The 23,309-nt window shown below is 67.1% G+C and carries 20 protein-coding genes; 11 read left to right on the forward strand and 9 right to left on the reverse strand.

The annotated features are described in order from the left end of the window. Nucleotides 1-416: 416 nt before the first annotated feature. A complete protein-coding gene (locus tag OG874_RS12655; protein WP_330255319.1) occupies nucleotides 417-1,385 on the forward strand; it encodes a hypothetical protein in 969 nt (322 codons plus the stop codon). Between the two features lie 197 nt (nucleotides 1,386-1,582). On the opposite strand, the gene rox is transcribed toward OG874_RS12655, so the two are convergent. Next, the gene (gene rox, locus OG874_RS12660) at nucleotides 1,583-3,010 is read right to left on the reverse strand and encodes a rifampin monooxygenase (RefSeq protein ID WP_330255320.1); all 1,428 of its coding nucleotides are present in this window, start codon (nucleotides 3,008-3,010) and stop codon (nucleotides 1,583-1,585) included. A gap of 702 nt (nucleotides 3,011-3,712) precedes the next feature. Between rox and OG874_RS12665 the strand changes: the two genes are divergently transcribed. From OG874_RS12665 to OG874_RS12695, 7 genes are all read left to right on the forward strand, one after another. Beyond that, nucleotides 3,713-4,369: a hypothetical protein gene (locus OG874_RS12665; protein ID WP_330255321.1), complete on the forward strand. Its 657-nt coding sequence runs from the start codon at nucleotides 3,713-3,715 to the stop codon at nucleotides 4,367-4,369. A gap of 27 nt (nucleotides 4,370-4,396) precedes the next feature. After that, nucleotides 4,397-5,041: a maltokinase N-terminal cap-like domain-containing protein gene (locus OG874_RS12670; protein ID WP_330255322.1), complete on the forward strand. Its 645-nt coding sequence runs from the start codon at nucleotides 4,397-4,399 to the stop codon at nucleotides 5,039-5,041. A 264-nt stretch (nucleotides 5,042-5,305) separates the two neighbouring features. Beyond that, nucleotides 5,306-5,902, forward strand: coding sequence for an HdeD family acid-resistance protein (locus OG874_RS12675; protein ID WP_330255323.1), 597 nt, complete (start codon nucleotides 5,306-5,308; stop codon nucleotides 5,900-5,902). 70 nt (nucleotides 5,903-5,972) lie between these two features. Further along, on the forward strand, nucleotides 5,973-7,391 hold the full coding sequence (locus tag OG874_RS12680) for a S8 family serine peptidase (protein ID WP_330255324.1): 1,419 nt from the start codon (nucleotides 5,973-5,975) through the stop codon (nucleotides 7,389-7,391). Between the two features lie 173 nt (nucleotides 7,392-7,564). Continuing rightward, nucleotides 7,565-7,795 carry a hypothetical protein gene (locus OG874_RS12685; RefSeq protein ID WP_330255325.1) on the forward strand — a complete coding sequence of 77 codons (231 nt, stop codon included), beginning with the start codon at nucleotides 7,565-7,567 and terminating at the stop codon, nucleotides 7,793-7,795. Nucleotides 7,796-8,284: 489 nt separating this feature from the next. After that, complete coding sequence (locus OG874_RS12690) at nucleotides 8,285-9,676, forward strand: three-helix bundle dimerization domain-containing protein (protein WP_330255326.1); 1,392 nt, start codon at nucleotides 8,285-8,287, stop codon at nucleotides 9,674-9,676. 227 nt (nucleotides 9,677-9,903) lie between these two features. Continuing rightward, a complete protein-coding gene (locus OG874_RS12695; RefSeq protein ID WP_330255327.1) occupies nucleotides 9,904-10,671 on the forward strand; it encodes a hypothetical protein in 768 nt (255 codons plus the stop codon). 304 nt (nucleotides 10,672-10,975) lie between these two features. On the opposite strand, the gene OG874_RS12700 is transcribed toward OG874_RS12695, so the two are convergent. Beyond that, nucleotides 10,976-11,821 carry an alpha/beta fold hydrolase gene (locus OG874_RS12700; RefSeq protein ID WP_330255328.1) on the reverse strand — a complete coding sequence of 282 codons (846 nt, stop codon included), beginning with the start codon at nucleotides 11,819-11,821 and terminating at the stop codon, nucleotides 10,976-10,978. Then, nucleotides 11,818-12,411 carry a TetR/AcrR family transcriptional regulator gene (locus OG874_RS12705; RefSeq protein WP_330255329.1) on the reverse strand — a complete coding sequence of 198 codons (594 nt, stop codon included), beginning with the start codon at nucleotides 12,409-12,411 and terminating at the stop codon, nucleotides 11,818-11,820. The genes OG874_RS12700 and OG874_RS12705 overlap by 4 nt, the downstream gene beginning before the upstream one ends. A 178-nt stretch (nucleotides 12,412-12,589) precedes the next feature. Here OG874_RS12705 and OG874_RS12710 point away from each other — a divergent pair, with 178 nt between their 5' ends. From OG874_RS12710 to OG874_RS12720, 3 genes are all read left to right on the forward strand, one after another. After that, nucleotides 12,590-13,420 (forward strand): alpha/beta fold hydrolase, encoded by an 831-nt coding sequence (locus OG874_RS12710; protein ID WP_330255330.1) that lies wholly within the window; start codon nucleotides 12,590-12,592, stop codon nucleotides 13,418-13,420. Between the two features lie 323 nt (nucleotides 13,421-13,743). After that, complete coding sequence (locus tag OG874_RS12715; RefSeq protein ID WP_330255331.1) at nucleotides 13,744-14,469, forward strand: SDR family NAD(P)-dependent oxidoreductase; 726 nt, start codon at nucleotides 13,744-13,746, stop codon at nucleotides 14,467-14,469. 71 nt (nucleotides 14,470-14,540) lie between these two features. Beyond that, nucleotides 14,541-15,107, forward strand: a complete 567-nt coding sequence (locus OG874_RS12720; protein ID WP_330255332.1) for a GNAT family N-acetyltransferase — start codon at nucleotides 14,541-14,543, stop codon at nucleotides 15,105-15,107. Nucleotides 15,108-15,179: 72 nt separating this feature from the next. Here the strand turns inward: OG874_RS12720 and nuoN are convergent, their stop codons facing one another. From nuoN to nuoH, 6 genes are read right to left on the reverse strand one after another with little or no spacing between them, the layout of a single operon-like run. After that, entirely contained in the window at nucleotides 15,180-16,799 is a 1,620-nt protein-coding gene (gene nuoN / locus OG874_RS12725; RefSeq protein WP_330255333.1) for an NADH-quinone oxidoreductase subunit NuoN, read from the reverse strand. Continuing rightward, on the reverse strand, nucleotides 16,796-18,424 hold the full coding sequence (locus OG874_RS12730; protein ID WP_330255334.1) for an NADH-quinone oxidoreductase subunit M: 1,629 nt from the start codon (nucleotides 18,422-18,424) through the stop codon (nucleotides 16,796-16,798). The genes nuoN and OG874_RS12730 overlap by 4 nt, the downstream gene beginning before the upstream one ends. After that, on the reverse strand, nucleotides 18,421-20,307 hold the full coding sequence (gene nuoL / locus OG874_RS12735) for an NADH-quinone oxidoreductase subunit L (RefSeq protein ID WP_330255335.1): 1,887 nt from the start codon (nucleotides 20,305-20,307) through the stop codon (nucleotides 18,421-18,423). The genes OG874_RS12730 and nuoL overlap by 4 nt, the downstream gene beginning before the upstream one ends. A gap of 1 nt (nucleotide 20,308) precedes the next feature. Then, the gene (gene nuoK, locus OG874_RS12740; protein WP_330255336.1) at nucleotides 20,309-20,608 is read right to left on the reverse strand and encodes an NADH-quinone oxidoreductase subunit NuoK; all 300 of its coding nucleotides are present in this window, start codon (nucleotides 20,606-20,608) and stop codon (nucleotides 20,309-20,311) included. Continuing rightward, entirely contained in the window at nucleotides 20,605-21,507 is a 903-nt protein-coding gene (locus tag OG874_RS12745; protein WP_330255337.1) for an NADH-quinone oxidoreductase subunit J, read from the reverse strand. Before OG874_RS12745 ends, nuoK begins: the two co-directional genes overlap by 4 nt. Then, the gene (gene nuoH / locus OG874_RS12755) at nucleotides 21,504-23,309 is read right to left on the reverse strand and encodes an NADH-quinone oxidoreductase subunit NuoH (protein ID WP_442943337.1); all 1,806 of its coding nucleotides are present in this window, start codon (nucleotides 23,307-23,309) and stop codon (nucleotides 21,504-21,506) included. The genes OG874_RS12745 and nuoH overlap by 4 nt, the downstream gene beginning before the upstream one ends.

A 23,309-nucleotide genomic window follows, 5' to 3' on the forward strand; every position in this document is an offset into this window, starting at 1 on the left:
ACTGACAACCAACCGCCGGTGCCCAGTTTTTGACGGGTTACGTTGATGATTCGTTGCGTTTGCAGTGACCAAACGTAAACGAAATGCAGGAAAGAGATTCAGGGGATCTTGCGGATGCTGACCTCCGATAATGTTCACTTATCGGAGGTCAGAACCAAATGGTTTCCGAGTGAGACCACATGGGGCGACACGGATTTCGTTTCGTGTTAATACGTTGGATGCGACGGATGTGACGCTACGATTTCGTGGTGTCCAACGTGTGCAACTACCCAGGGTGTGTTCGGCCTATTACGCGCGGGGGTGGGCCTGGGCGACCGTCGGAATACTGTGATCATCCAGAGCACACGCGGTGGCGGGCGTGGCGGGAAAGGCAACGGCAGCAACAGGAGTCGGAGGTACCGGCGGCTTCTGTCACTGTGACGCAGCAGGGGCCAGCGGCGGTGGCGCGGTTGCGGGCCGATGAGTTGCTCGGTCAGTTCCGTGGCCTGGCTGATCAGTTGGGGAATACGTTGACCGCGGCGGTGGCCGAGCTCTCGACATTGGCCGATCCCTCGATCGCCGAGGCGCAGGTGCAGGCGGTGCAGGCGGATGCGGCGCGACGTATCGCCGAGGCGGAGGTGGCGTCGGTGGCCGCTGAACGGGCTCGGCGGGAGGCCGAGGAGGCCCGGACGGCGGCGGAGTCGGCCGCCGACGATGCGGCGAGTGCGGCCGAGCGGGCGGAATCCTTGGTGGCCGAGGCCGATACGGCGCGGACGGACGCGATGCGCGAGGTCGAACGGGTGACCAAGCAGGCCGCCGATGACGTATTCGCGGCCCGCAGCGCGGCCGAGGCCGAGATCCGGACGATCCGGCGCGAGACCGCCGAGGATGTGGAGCGGGCGCGCCAGCAGGCGACCGAAGATGTCGAATTGGCCCGGCGGAAGGCGGCCACCGAGATCGAGCAGGTCCGACGCGAATCGACCCAGCAGATCACCGCGGCCGGTGCCGAACGCGATCTGGCAGTGCAGCGCGCTGCCGACGCCGAACGCGCCATCGAACGCGCCGAACAGGCTGCGGCCGAACGCAATCAGGCCGTCGCCGAAGCGCGCGACGAATTGAGCCGCCTACGCGAGGAACTGGACCGGACACGCACCGAACTCACCGAGCTGCGCCGCACGGCAACCGCGGAAATCGCGGCGGTGCGGGCCGAATCGGTCGCGGCTCTCGAGCAGGCACGCCGAGAAGCAGCCGAACGACTCGCCACCCTCGACGACGCCCGCACCCAAACCTTGGCCCGCGCCGAACGCGCCGAACGCCAACTCGACCACCTGATCGCCGAATCCCGCCAGCCGCGCCCCACACTGGTCTCCGACGGCACCCCAGCCGGTAAGAACCGTGGTTCATGAAGCTGTCGTAACCCGGGCCGAACTTGGTGTAGTTGCCCGCGTGATGCGGGAGCTCGACCAGGCTGATCGACCGTCGGACGCTCGGTCGCCTGAACCTTCCTGCGGGCACGGCAGGCGATCATCTTGGTGGCATCGGCGGACTTGCCGAGGATCTGGCCGATCTCGTGGAACGGCACCGCGAACATATCGTGCAGCACTCAGCTCACGGCAGCTCCGAACCACCTGGGCAGCTGGCCGAGCAGATCCTGCTGATCTTCACCGACCCACGCCATGTAGCCGTCCGGCCGCAGCAGCACCGCGGGCACGTCCAGTTCCTCGCTGACGTCGACGACGTGGTCGACCCGATCTGCCCAGCCTGCCACCGAGAGCCGACCGGTCTGGTCGAGCAGCAGTCCGCGGCCGCCGCGCATCAGCTCGTAGAGGCGGCCCGGCTTCAGCCCGATGTCGCGCAGCCGTCGGCCGAGCAGTTCGTGCCCCTCGCCGAGGTCGTAGCGGATCCCGATCGCGGTGATCTTCTCGGTCAGGTACCGGTTCACCTCCTCGAAGTCCATCAGTTCCGACAGCAGCCGACGCACGGCCTGGGGACCCGGCTCGGTGGACATCAGCTCGGACTGCACGCGGGTGTTGTTCAGCACGTCGGCGGCCACCGGGTGCCGTTCGGTGTGGTAACTGTCCAGCAGCCCCTCCGGCGCCCAGCCGTTGACCTCGGCGGCCAGTTTCCAGCCCAGGTTGAACGCGTCCTGGACGCCGAGGTTGAGCCCCTGCCCGCCCATCGGCGGGTGGACGTGCGCCGCGTCGCCGGCCAGCAACACCCGGCCGACCCGGTAGCGCTCGGCCAGCCGGGTGGCGTCACCGAAGCGGGACAGCCAACGCGGTGAGTGCACGCCGAAGTCGGTGCCTGCGAACACCCGCAGCTGCTGCTTGAACTCCTCGAGGGTCGGCGGGACCGACCGGTCCTCGGCCACCCCTTCGGCGGGCACGACGACGCGGTACACCCCGTCCCCGGAGGGCCCGGCACCGAACCCCTTGTGGGTCTCGCGGACCTCAGCCACCACGGCGGCCAGCGCCTCCGGCGACGCGGCCACCTCCATCTCGCCCAGCAGCGACTCGACCCGGGTGGGCTCGCCGGGGAAGCCGACGCCGAGCAGCTTACGCACCGTGCTGCGGCCGCCGTCGCAACCGACGAGGTAGCGCGAGCGCAGCTGCGTGCCGTCGGCCAGCTCGACGGTCACCCCGTCCTCGTCTTGGCTCAACCCGACCAGTTCGCAGCCGCGCCGGATCTCGACGCCGAGTTCGATGGCGTGCTCGGTCAGCAGGCGCTCGGTGACGGGCTGCGGGATGCCGAGGACGTACGGATGTGCGGTGTCCAGCCGCTCGGGCCGCGGCTTTGTGATGCCGGCGAAGAAGCCGCCGAGCGGGTACTGCTGGCCGAGCGCGAGGAACCGCTCCAGCAGACCGCGCTGGTCCATCACCTCGACGCTGCGCACGTGCAGGCCGAGCGACCGGACATGCCTGGTCGGCTCGGCCTCCTTCTCCAGCACGAGCGGGTGCAGGCCGTGCAGCCGCAACTCGCCGGCCAGCATCATGCCGGTCGGTCCACCGCCGGCAACGATCACGTCAATCATGAAAACCTTTCATTCGACAAGGTTGCATTCAGGTCAGCTGCTCCGTGCAGGCCGGCGGCACGCGCACGCGCACGCGCACCCGCACTTCCGCGCCGAGTGCTCGCAAACCGCACCGCGAGTCCCACCGGCGGTTCGACGTCCCGCGAGACCCATACATCGACAAAGCTCACGTACTTCGCGAATCCCTGATTTCCGCAGGTTCTGGCTTCGGCTGGAGATTCTGCAGCACGACCCGGGTCTTGCCGCAAGACCCCGGGTGCGCTATACGTTGAAAGTGGCAAGGAGTGTGTAACCTCCTTGCCTTTGCCTTTTGTCGTCCGCTGTGGACGGACAAGCTCCTCCCGAAGCGGTGACGCGCCGCGTCCGGCGATGCCGTCGCCAGCCGAACACACCTGGGGCTCATCCCTCCTCGTCGGCGCTGGCCGGGTCGCGCAGGGGCCGCCGCCAGCCGGGGCGGCGGCGCGGAAGCTGTAGCAGCCCAGCACGTTAGGTCGCGTGCTCGAGCGGGGAGAGCCGGGCGACGTCCTCGTTCAGCACGTCGGGCTCGTGTGCTTCGCCGGGCAGCGCCCGTAGCTGCTCGACGGGCAGCGTCCAGATAGATCGCAAATGTGAGCGGTGCTCTTGTTTTTGCCACCGAACTATGAGACTGTCAATCTCAAGAGAGAGCGTTGCTCTCTCAAGATTGGATCAACAGGAGTTACTGTGCACGAATCACGCACTCGCATAGGCGCTTTGGGGCTTGCCCTCGCCGGTGTCCTTTTCCTCGTCTATGAAACCGTCGCCCCGCGCACCGCCCAGGACACGCTCGAGGGTGCGGCGTCCTGGGCTTCCAGCGGTTGGGCCGTGGGTCACGTCAGCGCCATCATCGGCCTCATCCTGATTCCGCTCGGCTGGGCCGGGCTGCGGAACTACTTGGTGGACACGCGAAACGAGCGGCTCGCCTATCTCGCCGCCACCCTCGGCTACATGGGCTCGGCGCTGTCCATCTCCTACTACGGCGCGGAGGTGTACGGACTCAGGGCAATCGGCGCGCGAGCCGTCGCCGACGGCGACGCGTCGCTGACGAAGATCGGGGAAGACTTCCGGATGGACGCGATCGCGGTCACCGTCTTCGCCCTGGGCCTGGCCCTGATCGCCGCTGCGGCGATCGTTGCCGCCGTTGCCATTTGGCGGTCGGGGACAATGCCCCGCTGGAGCGGAATTCCGCTGGCCACCGCGATGGTGCTGTACCTGCCGCACTTCTCGGTGCCGCACGCTGCGCGCATCGGCTGGGGTGCGCTGGTGACCGTCGGCGCGGTGTGGATCGGGGTCGAGCTCTGGCGGGCCGGATCACGCTCCGCCGAACTCCAGGCCGCCTAAGACCTCCGCCGAAGGATAAAGTGCCCCATGGCTGTCATCCACCACACGACCATGACTCCCGGCAAGCTCGAACTGCTCACCACCTGGTTGCCGATCCGTCCCTGGTATCGAGGCAACGGGCGCGCTCCGGAGTTGACCAAGGCGGGCGGGTTTCGGCTCGACGATCCGGCGGGCGCGGTCGGCATCGAGTTCATGCTGCTGAACGACAGTGCGGGGCCGACTACCTATCATGTGCCGCTGACCTACCGCGATGCGCCGCTCGACGGTGCCGACGACGCTCTCATCGGCACGTCGATGCATGGTGTACTCGGACAGCGGTGGATCTATGACGGGACCCGGGATCCGGTGTCGGTCGCTCAGGTTGTCGCGCTGTTGGGTGGACGGGTACGACCGCAGGCGCAGAGCGTGAGCGATACTCCGGACCCGTCGGTCGTCGTGTCGGTCGGCGAGTTCGCCGGTGTCGCAGCCGAGCTCGTCTCGGCTGTCGATGGGCAGTCGTATACCGATATCGCCGTGGGCAGCGGCACGACCGTGCGAATCGAACGAGTCGTGCGTCCGGCCCCTGCCTCGGTGGCCGGTGCACCGGTCGCGGCCCACGGTCACGTGAGCGCGCCCTGGCAGCTCACCGATGGTTCCACCGTCCGCGGCGTGCTCCTGGCGATCGGAGTCTGAGCGCACCCGAGCGGCGGCGGTAGCGCTGTACGCCCTGGCTCTACTCGGATTCGGGCCACTCATGTTGGTGGCAACCGTGATCGAGTTCGCCGACAGGGTGCGGCCCGCGCGTGGCCTGCGGTCGAGGTGGCCCGCGACACGCCAAGGGGCACCCGGCGCGCGCGGTCCTCGCCCTGACAGTGCGGACAGCGGAAGATAATCGGGATCCCGCGATTCGGAAGCAAATGTCCGGCTATCCGCATGCTCGGGCCATACCATGGTGCTATGCCCGAAAACGAGAGTGCGGGTCGTGGGGATTCGCTTGCCGGCGGGGCGCGGCAGGCGGTGTTGGTCGCAGGTATCGGCGCCGTGGTTCTCGGGGCGCTGATCGCCGTGTGGCCGGACAAGACCGATGCGACCGCGGAGCTGCTGTTCGGATTGTATCTGTGGCTGAGCGGTGCGCTGCAGCTGATCATCGCGCTGGGCGCGCGGTTGGCGGCGGCACTGCGGATATTCGTGTGCTTCGGCGGCGTCGCCTCGATCGCATTGGGCGTGCTGTCGTTGCGCAGCGCGAATTCGGTACTGCTGCTCGCGGTGTGGATCGGCTTGGGCTGGACCATTCGCGGGATCGTGCAGGCCACCGTCGCGGTCTGGGCCGACGAATTGCCCGAAAGTGGCTGGCAAGAGGTGTTCGGACTGTTGACGATGATGGTCGGGTTGGTCGTGATCGCGTTGCCGTTCGATTCGCTGGACGGGCTGGCCGTGGCGGCCGGTGGCTGCGCGATCGTCATCGGTGTGCTGGAGATCCTGACCGTCGCCCGCGGGCGCGGCGAGGTCGTGCCGGTCCCGGAGGGCGCGCGCATTCCGGCGGCGCCGAACTGAGTTGGCGCACACCCGAGTTCGGGCCGAGTAGCGCTGGCGCGAAGATCATGGGGCGGGTTAACTGTGGGGCATGGCACCCACTGCGCGTGGTTCGGAACTGATCGTCGTCACCCACGGTGCCCGGGCGGGTATCGATCCGACCGCGGTGCGCGAGAGCCGCGCGGCGGAATCGCGGGTGGTCGAGTTGCTGCCCGAAGGTGGTGTGCCGGTGCGCATCTTCGGGCCCGCCGATCGGCTGCCGCGGCGGATCGCGGGCACCGATCAGGAGTCGGTCGGCGCGGAGTTCCTGAACTACTTCGCGGTACGCGGCGTCGAAAACGAACTCGAGGCGCTCGCCGATCGACTGCGCGGCGACGACGCGGTCGAGGCGGCCTACATCAAACCGCCCGCCGAACCTCCGATCGCGCCGCCGGTCGTGCTGGCCGATATCGCCGCCCGGCGGCTCGAGGACGCACCGGCGGTCACGCCGAATTTCGAAGCGCGGCAGGGTTATCTGGACGACGCGCCGCAAGGCGTGAATGTGCGCTGGGCCTGGACCCAACCCGGCGGTCGCGGGGCGGGTGTGCGCATCGTGGATGTCGAGGGCGCGTGGCGGTTCACCCATGAGGATCTGCTCGCGAATCAGGGCGGGGTGATCGGGAATGCGCCGTCGGAGGATATCGGCTGGCGCAATCACGGCACGGCGGTGGCTGGTGAGATCAGCGGCGATGTGAATACCTTCGGTATCACCGGCATCGCCGCCGACGCCGCCATCCGGGCGGTCTCGGTCTTCGACGCGGGCTCGGCCGCCGCGATCCGCACCGCCGCCGACGCGCTCACCGCCGGCGACATCATCCTGCTGGAACTGCACCGGCCCGGACCGCGCTACAACTTCCAGAACCGCTCGGACCAGGCCGGATACATCGCGATCGAATGGTGGCCCGACGACTGGGCCGCGATCCGCTACGCGATCGGACGCGGTGTCATCGTGGTGGGCGCGGCCGGAAACGGCGCGGAGAACCTGGACGCCCCGCTGTACGACACCCGCCCCGCCGATTTCCCCGCTTCGTGGAGCAACCCGTTCCGTGATGGCGCGGTCGATTCCGGTGCGATTCTGGTCGGTGCGGGCGCGCCACCGCCCGGCTTCCACGGCCGCGATCACGGACCCGCGCGCTCGCGGCTCGCGTTCTCCAACTACGGATCCCGCATCGACGCCCAGGGCTGGGGCCTCGAGGTGACCAGCACCGGATACGGTGACCTGCAAGGCGGCGCGGACGAAGACTATTGGTACACCGACACTTTCAGCGGTACCTCGAGCGCATCCCCGATCGTCGTCGGCTCCGTCGCCAGCTATCAGGGCCTGGCCACGGCGGCCGCCGGTCGCAAGACACCGGCCGAAGTGCGGGCCCGATTGCGTGCCACCGGGTCACCCCAGGTGGACGCGCCCGGACGACCCGCCACCCAGCGGATCGGGAACCTGCCCGATATCAAGGCCATGATCGGACCGTAGAAAACCTGGCCGCGCCGGGTAGTTCCACTCATTTCGTCGCTGGACACGCGCTCGGATGCCGATCAATGCGCCCCGTTCTGCGCGGTACAGGCCTGGCCCGCATTGCCGCGGCAACGCGCCTGTCCGCCGCCGCACCCGCTTACTGTGCGCTGCTGTACTAAGTGAGTCGCGCGGTGTGTACTACCGCGAGGCGACCAAAGCCGACGCCGCCCGATCCGCCGAACCTGTGTATCTTCGCGACCGTCGCGCTACTCACCTGGCTGGTCGGCGCCACTTTCGCGGTGCTCGGCTTCGTCGGAGACTGGCGCGCGTGGCGAAAAGGGTTGCGGCGCACCAAATGCTGGCTCCGCGATACCCGCCTCGTCCTCCCGTACCTGCTCACCGCATACGCCGCCCTGCCCTGAGCCACACGGCGACCACCTCGAGGGTCGCGTGACCGGCTCCGAGCCTCCCGGGCATCTCCGGAACCCTCGCGAAGGGACGCATCGCGCCTCGAGTCCGACGGTATGTGCGAGCACGCTGACCGGCTGTCGGCGCCCGATAGCTCGGTCCCTCGCCGCGGCGGAAACAAGCGGACAACGCAGGGTGGCGAAAGGTGGATGGTGCGTTGAACTTTCGGCATGCGCGAGGGCCGGAGCAGAACAGGTTCGGGTGCGGCGGCGCCGTCGGCCGATTAGTTCGGCGGGCTGTCGTTCCGGGGGCTGACCTGGGCATTGGCCATGCGCTGGGTCGCGGCAGATGCGTTCCGGCACAGTCGAAGTCGTTTCCGCTCACCAGAGGTGGGGGGGATCGCCGGGTGTCGGGGTAGAAAAATCCTCGATAGGGTTCGGCGGCGCGGACAGCGGGGGATGCCGTCGCAACCGGAAACCCGATGTGACGTCGAGGAGATTGTGGTGGGTGTCGTTACTGTCCGCGAAGAGCAGGCGATCCAGCGGTTGACCGATCGTCTGGTCGACAGCTACCCGGCCGAACGGGTCGAGTCCGCGGTGGGCACGGCGCGGAAGCGATTCGAGGGCCATCCGGTTCGCGAATTCGTCCCGATTCTCATCGAGCGGATCGCCCGTCGCGAATTGGAGGCGGCCAACGCGGCCGCGGCGCAGGCCGAAGGTGTTGCGGTGCAACCGGGTTCGGTGACGCAGGAGTCGTCGAACCCGGTACGGGGGAACCTCGCCTCCGGTGGCCGCAAGCTGGTCGCCGACAAACGACCGATGGCGTTCGCGGCGGCCACGGTGCTCGTGGTCGTGGCGCTGGTGGTGGTGTTCGCGGTGCGCCGGCCTGCCGAACCCGCGGCGGTCACGGCAACCCCCGGGGTCACCACGGTGCACGGCGTTGTCGGCTCGGAGAAGTTGGCGTTCTTCGAAGATCCGCGCGTCGTGGATGTGTTGTCGCGCAAGGGAATCAAGGCGGAAGTAGAACCGGCGGGATCGTGGCAGATCGCGACCTCGATCGATCTCGGAAAGTACGACTTCGCGTTTCCGTCGAGCGCGCCCACCGCCGAACGGATCCAGCGAGCCCGCAATATCAGTACGAAGTACACGCCGTTCTCCTCGCCGCTGGCAATCGCGACGTTCCAGCCGATCGCGGACCTGCTGACCGCGGCCGGAGTCCTGCGCGCCGGGCCGGTCCCGACCTTCGATATGGCCCGGTACCTCGAACTCGTGCGCACCGACATGGAGTGGGACAAGCTGCCCGGCAACACCGTGTACCCGGTGCACAAGAACATCCTGGTCTCCACGACCGACCCGCGGACCTCGAACTCCGCGGCCATGTACCTGGCCATCGCCAGCCACGTCGCCAACGACAACACGATCGTGCAGGGCCCGGCCGCCGAGCAGGCCGTGCTGCCGACGGTGTCGCGGCTGTTCGTGCGGCAGGGATACACCGAGAATTCGACCGAGGGCCCTTTCCGTGAATATCTTTCGGCGGGTATGGGGCCGACACCGATGGTCTGGATCTACGAGGCGCAATTCGTCGAAGCAACCGTGCGCGGACAGATCCAGCCGGGCATGGTACTGACCTACCCGTCCCCGACCGTGCTTTCCCAGCACACCCTGGTGCCGCTCACCGCTTCCGGCGACCGCATCGGCCGCCTGCTGGCCACCGACCCGGACCTGCAGCGACTCGCCGCCGAACACGGCTTCCGCACCAGCGACCCCACCCAGTTCGCCAAGGTGACCGCCGACCGCCACGTCCCGGTGGCCACCGACCTGATCGACGTGATCGACAGCCCGACCATCGACACCCTCGAACACCTCCTCGACGGCGTCACCAAGTCCTACAACTAGCGTTGCGGGCCCGCTTTCGGCAGCGCAATGAGCGGCGACCTTGCTGTCCAGGTCATGACCGATTGCCTAGTCGGCGCGATAGGGGGATCGTGGACTACGAAGGGGACATATCGGATCCGGGAGGTCGAGTAGCGGGGGTCGGGGGATTCGAGTAGCCGGTCACTCGTGGCAGGGGGATGTACTCGGACCAGGCTGGGGGTCGGGGATGGAGGGAAAGGAGCCTCCTCATGAGTGGGATCTTCACCAAGACGATCGGATATGTGCGTCCATACCGGTCGGCGCCCACGGTGGGTACACACGGAATGGTGGTCTTCGGGACCGGCACCGACTGCTATTTCTCGCATCGACCGATGTTCTTCTCGCCGTATGACTTTCAAGTGCTACTCGATATCGAGCTGGACGAACGCGGCAAACGAGCGCTCGGCGCGGACCGGCGGGCCGGATTCGGCGGAATCCACGCCTTCGACCCGGCCGATCTCTCGCTCGCCGAACTGGATCCGTGCGCGCCGCGGCCGCGAACCACCTTCCGGGGCAATCTGATTCGCGGACATCTCGAGCGTGGCGGCATCGTAATCGCGCGGGATGTCGTCGCTACCGTCCGTACCGTGATGTCCTTCGCCCAGCTCGATCCGCACCCCTTGCGCGACGGTGAGCTGCTGACGCATCTGTGCTTCGGGCGATCGGGCAAAATGTATTTGGCGCACCGGATCGCGCGTCGGCCGAGCTTCGATCAGATCGTTGCGGCCCGGCTCATCCCCGGCACCGTGACCGACCTGCTCGGCGTCGCGCTGCCCCACGACGTCACCGAGCTGGAATTCGATCGGGCGCAGCCGATCATTCTGGGGCAGCGCGAGTTCACCGGCCAGCGGTTACGGGTCGGGGAGATCGCGCTCGCCGCCGTCCATACGACCGCCTCGGCTGGTGGGGAGCACGGTTTCCTGGTCGAGGTCGCCGTCGAGCGGCAGATCTATCTGGAGGTCGCCGACCTGGCGTGATGTCAATACGCCGCATGTAGCGGTCGGTATGGCGGCGGGCAAGCGCCAGCTGTTCACCTACCGGGAGACAACACGCCGCTGGCGCCTCGTGTATTCGTCGGCGGGCTGGCGGTGTCGGCGGTGGCGTTCGCCAATGCGATGGATTGGTCCGAATCACCGCTATCCATTCCAGCATGGCGGCGCCGGGCGGAATACCTTCCGGCGCTGACGGATTGAATCCGGGACGTGAGCGTGCACTTTCCTCCGAAATATGGCAATTTCTGCCGCATTCGGGCGAAAAGTGCACGCTCGGACCAGTTCGCGATCAGTGCTGAGCCGCCCCGGCGGCGGTCAGCGTTTCGAGCAGGGTGCGCGCGAAATCGGCCGGTGCGTCACGGAGTCCACCGTGACCGCCCGGGAATTCGAGGAGCGGGCGGTGCAACTCGGTCGCGAGGGTTTCAGCGGCGCGGTAGGGGAGTTGGCCGCGGCTTTCCCGGCCCGCGGCCACCGCGAGGCGATCCGCGACCGCGGCGAGCGCGGCCGTATCGGGGCGGTAGGAGGTGATCGGGCGCAGTTCGTGGGCGAACATCCGCACGCTATTGGCCATGAGACGGCCGACCATCTCGGCGGTACGGGCCGGGACCTCGGCCGGATCGGGCAACCGCTTCATGGTGACGCCGACGCCCCGCGTGAACCGCGCACCCGCGGCGGCCGGTCCTTCGGTGTGCAGTAGTTCGACGACCTCCTCGACCATGGCCAGATGCGTGGCGGCGTCGGGCAGGACGGCGAAGCACGGCGGTTCATGTGCGAGCACCAACCGCAGTCGTTCGCGATGGCGGGCCAGCAGGTCCAGTGCGATGACCGCGCCGCCGCTCAGACCGACGACGTAGGCGTCTTCGCCTGCGGGCGTGAGGTATTCGAGGAGCCGGTGGGCGTCGTCGCTGAATTCCTCGACCCGCGCGTCCACGGGTTCGGGGTTGTCGAGCACACTGCGCGAGGAACCACGCGGGTCGGCGGCGACGACGGTGAAGTGCTCGGCGAGCGCATCGGCGATCGGGTCGAAGACACCGGCGTCACCGCCGCTGCCGGGCAGCAGGAGCAGCACCGGGCCGGTGCCGCGGATCTCGACGTACAGGGTGGCGCCGGGTACGGCGAATGTTTCGGTTCTCACTGCGTTTTCGCTTTCTCCTCAGTCGAGGGCCAGTGGGTGAGGGTGATGTGCAGGGCGTCGATGATGCGGTCCCAGGATGCGGCGGTGGCGCGCGAATGCCCGAAGCCCCCGCTCGCCTCCAGGCTGGTGTATCCGTGAAAAGTGCTGCGCAACAGGCGAACCGCATCCGTCAGATCGGGTTCGTCGAGGCCGTAGGCGCGCAGCATGGCGTAGGTCAGGTCGACGGCGCGTTGCCAGCCGCTCCGCTCGGCGGCGACGCTGGGGTCGAACGGCATCTGGGTGGCGGCGTAGCGGCCCGGATGTTCGAGTGCGTAGCCGCGCCAGCTGTCGGCGAAGGCGGCGAGCGCGTCGCGTCCCGCGCGGCCGGCTACGGCCGCCGCGATCAGGCCGGTCTTCTCGTCGGAAGCCAGCATGGCCACCCGGTTGCGCAGGTCCCTGAGGTTCTTGATGTGTGAATAGAGGCTCGCGTCCTTGACGCCGAACTTCCTGGCCAGGGCGGAGACGGTGATGTTGTCGAAGCCGACCTCGTCGGCGAGCTCGGCTGCCGCCTGGGTGATGCGTTCGGCGGTCAGCCCGGCGCGTGGTGACATCGCATCTCCTCGGCTGAACTTGGACTATTAGGTTATATCCTAATAGCTCTAGGTTTAGCAACCTGTGCACCGCATAGTCGCCGACCCGCGCTCGAAAGAAGTTGGCGCAGGACCGATTAGTTCGCACCGCCGCGGCGGTCCACATTCACGGAGACATCTGACTACTCGAGGAGACCTGATGAGCCCGACTTCGACCGCCGCCGTGCACACCCTCGATGTGCCCGGCGCGCGGCTGCACTACGAGGTGCGCGGTACCGGCCCGCTGGTCGTGCTGGTAGGCGCCCCGATGGACGCGGCGGCCTTCGCGCCGCTGGCCGAACTGCTCGCCACCGACCGCACCGTGCTCACCACCGACCCGCGCGGCCACCAGGGCAGTGTGCTCGCCGACCCGGAGCAGGACTCGACCCCACAACTGCGCGCCGACGACCTCGCCGGGCTCATCGCCCACCTCGGCATCGGTCCGGCGGTCGTCTTCGGGTCCAGCGGCGGCGCGGTCAGTGCCTTGGCCCTGGCCCAATCCGAGCCCGATCTGGTCACCACCGTCATCGCTCACGAACCCCCGCTCAACGAACTGCTCGACGACCGCGACCACCTGCGCGCCAACACCGAGGAGATGATCGCCACCTATCGCACCGGCGATGTGGTCGGCGCGTGGCGCAAGTTCATGGCCAACGCCGACATCATGATGCCGGAACCGGTGCTGCAGCAGATCTTCGGCGGCGAACGCGACCCGCGCCAGACGGCCAGCGAGCGCTACTGGTTCAACCACGAGCTGCGTGGCACCACCACGTGGGAGCCGGATATCGCTGTGCTGCAGACGACTCCGACTCGCGTCGTCATCGGCATCGGCGTGGAATCGACAGGTCAGCTGTGCGACCGCGCGTCCCGGGCACTCGGCGAACGCATCGGCGTCACGCCGACGATATTCCCCGGTGACCACACCGGATTCGTCGACGACCCGGCCGCATTCGCCGTCCGGTTCCGCGAGGTTCTCGGCAGTACCTCGTAGCGCGATTCGAGCGGCCGCGGCTACGTTCGCGGTGCGACACTAGGCGGGGCTCGGCCATCCCCCGCGAGGCCCTGCGGTTGCGCCGAAAGAGGCTTCGCCGCAACTGGATCAGGCCGTGAACTGGCATCGGGATGCCGCATGGCTCAGGTAAGGCCGCGGATGAACTCGGCAAGGTATCGGCCGCCGTGATCGGGCTTCGGAAGGTGGGTCACAGACGATCGTTCTTATCCTTCGGCCCGCCCACTCATCTACTTGGCCAACGCCGGGGTGATCACTGGGGGATGGCAGGGTGGAGGGATGGTGATCTACGGATGAGTCGGGGCGTGTTGGTTACGGGAGCTTCGCGGGGGATCGGGCGGGCGGTCGCGGTGGCGTTCGCGGAGCAGGGGGATCGGGTGGCGGTGCATTATGCTTCCGGTCGCTCGGATGCCGAGGAGACGTTGCGGCGGCTGCCCGGTGACGGGCATGTGCTCGTCGATGGGGATATCGGTTCGCCGGAGGCGGCGGAGGCGATCGTGGCCGCGGCGATCGAGGGGCTCGGCACCGTACATGTGCTGGTCAACAATGCGGCGGTGAACCTGCCGCATCCGCTGGCAACGACCTCTTACGCCGAATGGCAGGAGGTGTGGCGAAAGACTGTGGACGTCAACCTTTTCGGCACCGCCAACATCTCCTACTGCGCGGCCCGGCACATGATCGACAAGGCGGTGCCCGGCCGCATCATCAACATCGGCTCGCGCGGCGCGTTCCGCGGCGAACCCGACTACCCGGCCTACGGCGCCAGCAAGGCGGGCGTGCACGCCCTCGGCCAATCGCTCGCGGTCTACTTGGCCCCCTACGGAATCGCGGTCGCCTCGGTGGCCCCGGGCTTCGTCGCCACCGAACGCGTCTCGCACCGCGTCACCGACGAAGTCCGCGCCCAAAGCCCCTTCGACCGCGTCGCGGCACCCGAGGAAATCGCCTCGGCCGTGTGCTATCTCGCGGCACCGGAAGCGACCTGGAGCTCGGGCGCGGTGCTGAATGTGAATGGCGCGTCATACCTGCACTGACCTTGCACTCAGCACCCATTTCCCGCGGATTCGGGGCAAGAATGGGTGCTGACGCCATAGCTGGGGATACCGTGACACCGCCGCTACCGCCCTGGCCCGGCACATCGCCGGCCTATGGCCCGGTGCTCCTGCGCGAGTACACCGCCGCGGACGCGCACCTCGCCATCGAGATGGGCGAAGACCCCTACATCCCGCAGATCGGCAGCCTGCCCGCCTTTCCGACCGCCACCCAAGCCGAAGAATGGGTGGACCGGCAACGCGGCCGGCACGCCGAAGGGCTCGGCTTCGCATTCGCGATCGCGGATGCCGAAACCGACAACGCCGTCGGCGGTGTCGGTCTATGGTTGCCCGACTTGCCGAAAGGTCGTGCGACAGTGGGCTATTCGGTCTCCCCACAGCACCGCGGTCGAGGCTTTGCCACCGCCGCCGTGCAAGCTGTGACCGCCTTCGCCTGGACAATCCCCACACTGCACCGCATCGAGCTCTACATCGAGCCATGGAACACCAGCTCGATCGGCGTCGCGGAATCCGGCGGCTACCTCCGCGAGGGCCTGCTGCACAGCTACGAGGAGATCGGCGGCGTCCGACGGGACATGCTGCTGTATGCCGCAATACGACCGGCAGGGCTATTCAGCTGACAAGCGCGATCCGCTGCGAATATGGACACCGCCGCACCCGAAGGGATGCGGCGGTGTCCATTCAGCGTACGGTCAGTGCACCAAAGTCGCAGCGCGATCGGCCAGATCGAGCACCGACTGAGGCAGGATGCCCAGCAGCACCGTGGCACCCGTGGTGAAGGCGACGACCGTCGTGGTCAGGAACGGGGTGACGACCACAGGCGCGTCCGCGGGTGGATCGGTGAAGAACATCAGGACGATGACCCGGATGTAGAAGAATGCCGCTATGGCACTGGAGATCACACCGATGATCACCAGATACGTCGCGCCACCTGCGGCCGCGGACTGGAAGACCGCGAACTTGGCGACGAAACCGCTGGTGAGCGGCAGACCCGCGAACGAAAGCAGGAACAGCGCGAAAACTGTTGCCAGCCACGGGGAATGGCGGCCGAGACCAGCCCACTGCGACATGGCGGTGGCTTCCTCGCCGGAGGCGTCGCGGACCAGGCTGATCACCGCGAACGCGCCGAGCGTGCCCAGACCATAGGCCAACAGGTAGAACAGGATTGCTCTGGTGCCGGCCTCGTTGGCCGCCACCAGACCGGTGAGGATGAACCCGGCATGCGCAACGGACGAGTACGCGAGCATCCGCTTCACATCGGTCTGCGTAATGGCCATGACCGCACCGATGACCATGGTCGCAATGGCGATGGCGGCCAGCACCGGGCGCCAGTCGTCGCGCAGTCCCGGCACGGCGACCTGCAGCACCCGCAGCAGGGCACCGACAGCCGCGATCTTCGTCGCCGCGGCCATGAACCCGGTGACCGCGGTCGGCGCGCCCTGATACACATCGGGCACCCAGGACTGGAACGGCACCGCGCCGATTTTGAACAACAACCCCACCGCCAACATCGCTACACCGAGCAACGCCAACGTGGTGTTCTGCGGATGCTGGGTTATCGAATCGGCGATACCACCGAGCTTGACCGTCCCCGCCTGCCCGTACAGCAGCGCGACGCCGTAGAGGAAGAACGCCGACGAAAACGCCCCGAGCAGAAAGTATTTCAGCGCCGCTTCCTGGGAGAGCAGCCGCTTGCGCCGCGCCATCCCGCACAGCAGATACAAGGGCAGCGACAGCACCTCGAGCGCGACGAACATGGTGAGCAGATCATTCGACGCCGGGAACAGCAGCAAACCGCCGATCGCCAGCATGGCCAGCGGGAAAACCTCGGTGGTCGCGACACCTGCACGCACGGCGGCCATTTCACCCGGACTATCCGGCACCGCGGAGGCCTGCGGGGTGAACGCGTCCACCCCGCTACCGACGGTTGCCGCGGCCAAACTCCAGGTACCCGGCCCGGAACGGCCCTGCGGCCGCGGCTCCGCGCCACGCTCGGCCATGAACATCAGCGCCAGAATCGATACGACCAGAATCGTGCCCTGCAGGAACAGGGTGACGCCGTCGATGGCGACCGCGCCGACCATCACGGTCGCCTCGGTCCCCGACAACCGCACCACCGCCACCAGCGCCGCTACCAATCCGGCCAACCCGAGCGGCACCTGGGTCGCATACCGGTAGGGGCGCGGCACGAACGCCTCGACCAGCACCCCGATCACCGCGACGGTGAAGACGATCAGCATGGGCGAGAGCTTGGCGTATTCGATGCTCGGCGCGGGCATACTCGCCGCGAGAAGCATTGCCGGACTGCTCATTTGTGGGCACCTCCGTGATCGGCCCCGGCCGGGCCGGCTTCGGGGATCGCGGGCGTCTTCGGCGCGGGATCGTGGACACCGATGGTGGTGAGCGTCTGGCCCACCGCGGGATTGATGAAGTCCAGCACCGGTTTCGGGTAGATGCCGAGGAACAGCAGTGCGGCGATCAACGGCACCACCACGGCCAGTTCTCGTGGCACCAGGTCGTAGAGGCGTTCGTTGCCCTCCTTGACCGGCCCGGTCATCATCCGCTGGTACATCCACAGCACATACAGCGCCGCCAGCACCAGTGCGCCGGTCGCGATGACCGCGGCGAATCCGTAGCGGGTGAATGTGCCCAACAGCACCAGGAATTCGCTGACGAACGGTGCGAGTCCGGGCAGTGACAATGTGGCCAGACCGGCGATGAAGAAGGTTCCCGCCAGCACCGGCGCGACCTTCTGCACGCCGCCGTAGGCCGCGATGGCCCGAGTTCCCCTGCGCGACACCAGGAATCCCGCGATCAGGAATAGCGCCGCGGTCGAGATGCCGTGGTTGACCATGTAGAGCGTGGCCCCGGTCTGCCCCTGACTGGTCATCGCGAAGATGCCGAGGATGATGAATCCGAAGTGCGAGATCGAGGTGTAGGCGATCAGCCGCATCACGTCGGTCTGCCCGATCGCGAGCAGCGCGCCGTAGATGATGCCGATCACCGCGAGCGTGATCACCAGGGGCGCAAGGGTGCTCGAGGCGTCCGGGAACAGCAGCAGGCAGTACCGCAGCATGCCGAAGGTGCCGACCTTGTCGACCACCGCCATCATCAGCACCGCACTGGACGGCGTCGCCGCGACGGCCGCATCCGGCAGCCAGGTGTGCAGCGGCCACAGCGGCGCCTTCACCGCGAAGGCGAACATGAACCCGAGGAACAGCGCGTTCAATACCGCCGGACCCGCGCCGAGTTGTCCGGCATTGGCCGCCGCGACCACCGCGCGGAAGTCGAAGGTGCCTGCCGAGCCGGATCCGAGACCCTCACGCGCGGTGAGTACATACAACCCGATCACCGCGGCCAGCATGATCAGACCGCCGAACAGGTTGTAGAGCAGGAACTTCACCGCCGCCCGCGAGCGCTGCTGACGATGCGCGAGGTCCGCACTGCGCGGGCCGAATCCGCCGATGAGGAAGTACATCGGGACGAGCATCGCCTCGAAGAACACGTAGAACAGCAGGATGTCCAGTGAGACGAACGAAATCAGCACCATCGCCTCGACCAGCAGGGTCAACGCGACGTAGGTGTGCGCGACTCGGCGTCCACTGCCGACCTCGCGTTCGTCGTTCCAGCCCGCCAGGATCAGTAGTGGCACCAGTGCCGCGGTGAGCAGCACCAATACCAATGCGATCCCGTCCAACCCGAGCGTGTAGCCCGCGCCGAAGGCCGGAATCCACTCATGGGATTCGACGAACTGGTACTGCGCCCCACCGGGTTCGAAGCGCACGGCCAGCACGATGCCGAGCACCAGCACCGCCAACGCGACACCGAAGGCCAGGCCGCGCGCGAGGGTGCGCTGTGCCGCGGGCAGCAGCAGCACGACCACCGCGCCGACGATCGGCAACACCCACAGGGTGGTCAACCAGGGAAAGTCACTCACCAGAGCCTCACTGCCAGCAGGGCTGCGGCCACCAGGGCCGCGCCGGTGAACATGGACAGGGCGTAGGAACGCACGAAACCGGACTGCACTCGGCGGATCCGCCCGGACAATCCGCCGATCAGTGCGGCGGTCCCGTTGACGATCCCGTCGATGCCGCGGTTGTCGAGGAAGACCAGCGCCCGGGTGAGATACGCGCCGGGGCGCATGAACACCTCCTCGTTGAAGGCGTCACCGTAGAGGTCCTTGCGGGCCGCGATGGTCAGCGCCGACACGGTTTCGGGTGCGGTCTCGGGAACTTCGCGCTGCGCGAATTGGTTGTAGGCGAAGCCGATGCCGACGGCGACAACCAGCAGGGCGAGTGCGGTGACGACGCCCGCGGGCACGACTTCCTCGCCGTGATGTGCCCCGACAACGGGTTCGAGCCAGTTCTGCAGGGATGAGCCGAGCACGAACAGCCCGCCAGCGGCGACCGAGCCGATCGCGAGCAGGATCATCGGTCCGGTCATCACCGCCGGTGACTCGTGTGGATGGGTGTCGGGCTTCCAGCGGCGTTCGCCGAAGAAGGTCATCATCATCACGCGCGTCATGTAGAACGCGGTCAGCCCCGCGCCGAGCAGCGTCACCGTGCCCAGCGCCAAACCGCCTGCGCCGCCTTGGTTGAACGCCGCCTCGATGATGCGGTCCTTGGAGAAGAACCCGGCGAATGGCGGCACCCCGATGATGGCCAGATAGCCGAGCCCGAAGGTGATGTAGGTGACCGGCAGCAGCTTGCGCAGTCCGCCGTAGCGGCGCATATCGGTCTCGTCGTCCATCGCGTGCATCACCGAGCCCGCGCCGAGGAACAGCCCGGCCTTGAAGAAGCCGTGGGTGAGCAGATGCATGATGGCGACCGCGTATCCGGCTGGGCCGAGCCCCGCCGCCAGCACCATGTACCCGATCTGGCTCATGGTCGAGGCGGCCAGCGCCTTCTTGATGTCGTCCTTCGCGCAACCGACGATCGCGCCGAACAGCAGCGTCACCGCACCGACCAGCACTACCCCGAGCCGCGCGTTGGGCGCGAGGTCGAAGATCGGGCCCGACCGCGCGATCAGATACACACCGGCGGTGACCATGGTCGCGGCGTGGATGAGCGCGGATACCGGAGTCGGACCCTCCATCGCATCCCCGAGCCAGGACTGCAGCGGCACCTGCGCGGACTTACCGCACGCGGCGAGCAGTAGCAGCAATCCGATCGCGGTGAGCGTGCCTTCGCTCGCCTGCGGCGCGGTCGCGAACACTTCGCCGAAGTTGATCGAGCCGAACGTCGCGAACATGGTGAACATGGCCAGCGCGAGCCCCATATCGCCGACCCGGTTGACCACGAACGCCTTCTTGGCCGCCGTCGCCGCGGTCGGCTTGTGGTACCAGAACCCGATCAGCAGGTAGGACGCGAGACCGACGCCCTCCCAGCCGAGGTAGAGCACCAGGTAGTTGTTCGCGAGCACCAGCAGCAGCATGGCCGCGAGGAACAGGTTGAGGTAGGCGAAGAACCGCCGCCGCCCCGGATCGTGGCTCATATAACCGACGGAGTAGATGTGGATCAGCGATCCGACGCCGGTGATCAGCAGCGCGAAACAGACTGACAGCTGGTCCAATTGGAGGCTGAAGTCGACTTGGAGGCCGTCGACGGGGACCCAGCTGAACAGGTCCTTGTGGATCGCGCGGGCGGCGTCGTCGCGGCCGCGCATATCGAAGAACGCCACGACGGCGAAGCCGAACGAGGCCAGCGCGGTGGCACAGCCGAGCAGATGACCCCATTTATCGCTGTAGCGCCCGACCAGCAGCAATATGACGGCCCCGGCCAACGGCAGCGCGGGCAGCACCCAGAGCGTTGCGGTATCCACGTCAGAACTTCAGCAGGTTGGCGTCGTCGACCGAGGTCGAACGGCGGGCGCGGAAGATGGTCATGATGATGGCAAGCCCCACAACGACTTCGGCGGCGGCCACCACCATCGTGAAGAATGCGAAGACCTGACCGTCCAGATTCGAATGCAGCCGGGCGAAGGTGACGAAGGTCAGGTTCACCGCGTTGAGCATCAGTTCGATGCACATGAACACCACGATGGCGTTGCGCCGCAGCAGCACACCGGCCGCGCCGATGGTGAACAGCAGGGCGGACAGGAACAGGTAGTTCTCAGGATTCACCGGGTGCCTTCCTCGTCAGCCTGCGTCGAATCGTCACTGTGTGGACCGGTTTCGGCCGTGGGGGTTTCGGGTTCGTACGGGGCCTCGACAGCGAATGTCGGGGTGGCGCCGACCGAGATGACGGCGGCCTCCTCGAGTGCCCTGGTGCGGCGGTGCCGCAGGATCGTGCTGACCGACAGTTCCTCGAACGAACCGTCCGGCAGCCGTGCCGGAATGTCGACCGCGTTGTGCCTGGCGTACACGCCTGGCGTCGGCAGCGGGGTGGCGCGATCCGACGGCCGGGTGGGGTCGTAGTCACCGCGGAACCGGCGGCGCGAGAGCTCCCGCTGATCCAGGCGCGGCCCGAAATTCTCCCGGTGCGCAAGGATCATCGCCCCGATGGTCGCGGTGATCAGCAGCGCGCCGGTGAGTTCGAAGGCCCACACATACCGGACGAAGATCAGCTCGGCGAGCTGGCCGATCACATCCTGATACGCGAATCCCTTGGCCGGGTAGGTGACTCCGGAGTTGCGGATGCCATTGGCGATGCCGCTGATCAGCAGCAGCCCGAAGCCGAGGCCGACCGCGCCCGCCGCGAGTCGCTGCCCGCGCAGCGTTTCCCCGAGCGATTCGGGGGAGTCGACGCCGACCAGCATGAGGACGAACAGGAACAGCATCATGACCGCGCCGGTGTAGACGACGATCTGCACGACACCGAGGAACAGCGCGTCCTGGGCCATATAGAAGGTGGCGAGCACGATCATGGTGGCGGCCAGGCACATCGCCGAATGCACGGCCTTGCCCGCGAAGACCATGCCGAGCGCACCGATGATGGCCAGCGGGCCCAGGATCCAGAATTGGATGGTCTCGCCGGTGGAGGTGTGGGTCAACGGCTCGGCGGCCAGGATCAGTTCGGTCACCGCACGCCTCCTTCCGCGCCCGCAGGCTCCCTGGTGGTGTCGGAATTCGGGATATCGCCGCCCGGGATGTTGCCGCGGTAGTAATCGCCTTCGGTCGCACCGGGATACATCGCATGCGGTGGCGCGGTCATACCGGGCTGCAGCGGCGCGAGCAGCTTGTCCTTCTCATAGATCAGATCGGCGCGGTTGTCGTCGGTCATCTCGTATTCGTTGGTCATGGTCAGCGCCCTGGTCGGGCACGCCTCGATGCACAACCCGCAGCCGATGCAGCGCAGATAGTTGATCTGGTAGACCTCCCCGTACCGTTCACCGGGCGAAAAGCGTTCGGTCTCGGTGTTGTCCGCGCCCTCGACGTAGATCGCGTCCGCGGGGCAGGCCCACGCGCACAGCTCGCAGCCGATGCACTTCTCCAGGCCGTCCGAGTGCCGGTTGAGCTGATGGCGGCCGTGATAGCGCGGCGCGGTCGGCACCTTCTGTTCCGGATAGGACTCGGTATTGGACTTCTTGAACATGGTGGTGAAGGTGACCGCGAAACCGGCCAGCGGTTCCAGGAAGCCGGCCTTGGGCTCGGGACGCCGGGTCGATGGATCCGGCAGCGGCGGTGTAGGAAACCCGAGGAACACTGCGCCACTGTCGGATCGGCTCGGTTCCTCGACGGTCGGCGGTGCGCCCTGCTTGCGCCCCGCCCGCAGGAACATCAGCACCATCAGCCCGGAGATGATCAGCCCGCCGATCACCAGGAACGGCGTCTGCACGTGGTAGCCCTCGTTCTGCAGCAGGCGGGCGGTGGCGACCAGCATCACCCACAGCAGCGAGGTCGGAATCAGCAACTTCCAGCCGAGACTCATGAACTGGTCATACCGCAGCCGCGGCAGGGTGCCGCGCAACCAGATGAAGACGAACAGGAACGTCCACATCTTGGCGGTGAACCACAGCACCGGCCACCAGCCGGAGTTCGCGCCGTCCCACAGGTTGATCGGGAACGGCGCGTGCCAGCCGCCGAGGAACAAGGTGGTGGCGAGCGCGGAAACCGTTGCCATGTTGATGTATTCGGCCATCATGAACATGGCGAATTTGAGGGAGGAGTATTCGGTGTGGAAGCCGCCGACCAGTTCGCCCTCGGCCTCGGGCAGATCGAAGGGCGCGCGGTTGGTCTCACCGACCATCGACACGCAGTAGATCAGGAACGACGGCAGCAGCAGGAAGACGTACCAGGTGCCTTCCTGTGCCTTGACGATGCCGGAGGTGGCCATGGTGCCGCCGAGCAGGAACACCGTCGCGAAGCACAGCGCCATCGCGATCTCATAGGAGATCACCTGCGCGGTCGAGCGCAATCCGCCCAGCAGTGGATACGTCGAGCCGGAGGACCAACCGGCGAGCACGATGCCGTACACGCCGATCGAGGTGATGGCGAGGATGTAGAGCACCGCGACCGGGAGATCTGTCAGCTGTAGTGCGGTCCGATGGCCGAAGACCGATACTTCCCCACCCATCGGGATGACCGCGAACGCCATGAACGCGGGCACCACCGAAATGACCGGCGCCAGAATGAAGATCGGCTTGTCGACGATCGCCGGGATGATGTCTTCCTTCAATGCCATCTTCACGCCGTCGGCGAGGGCCTGCAGCGTGCCCTTGGGGCCGACGCGGTTCGGGCCGACGCGCATCTGCATCCAGGCCACGATCTTGCGTTCCAGATACACCGCCATCAGCGGCGTGAGCAGCAGGAAGGCGAAGATCGCCAGGGATTTCCCGATGACAAGCCACAGCGGGTCGTGGCCGAAAAGAGTCAGATCACTCAT

Origin of the sequence: Nocardia sp. NBC_00565, assembly GCF_036345915.1 — a bacterium.
Taxonomy (GTDB): Bacteria; Actinomycetota; Actinomycetes; order Mycobacteriales; family Mycobacteriaceae; genus Nocardia.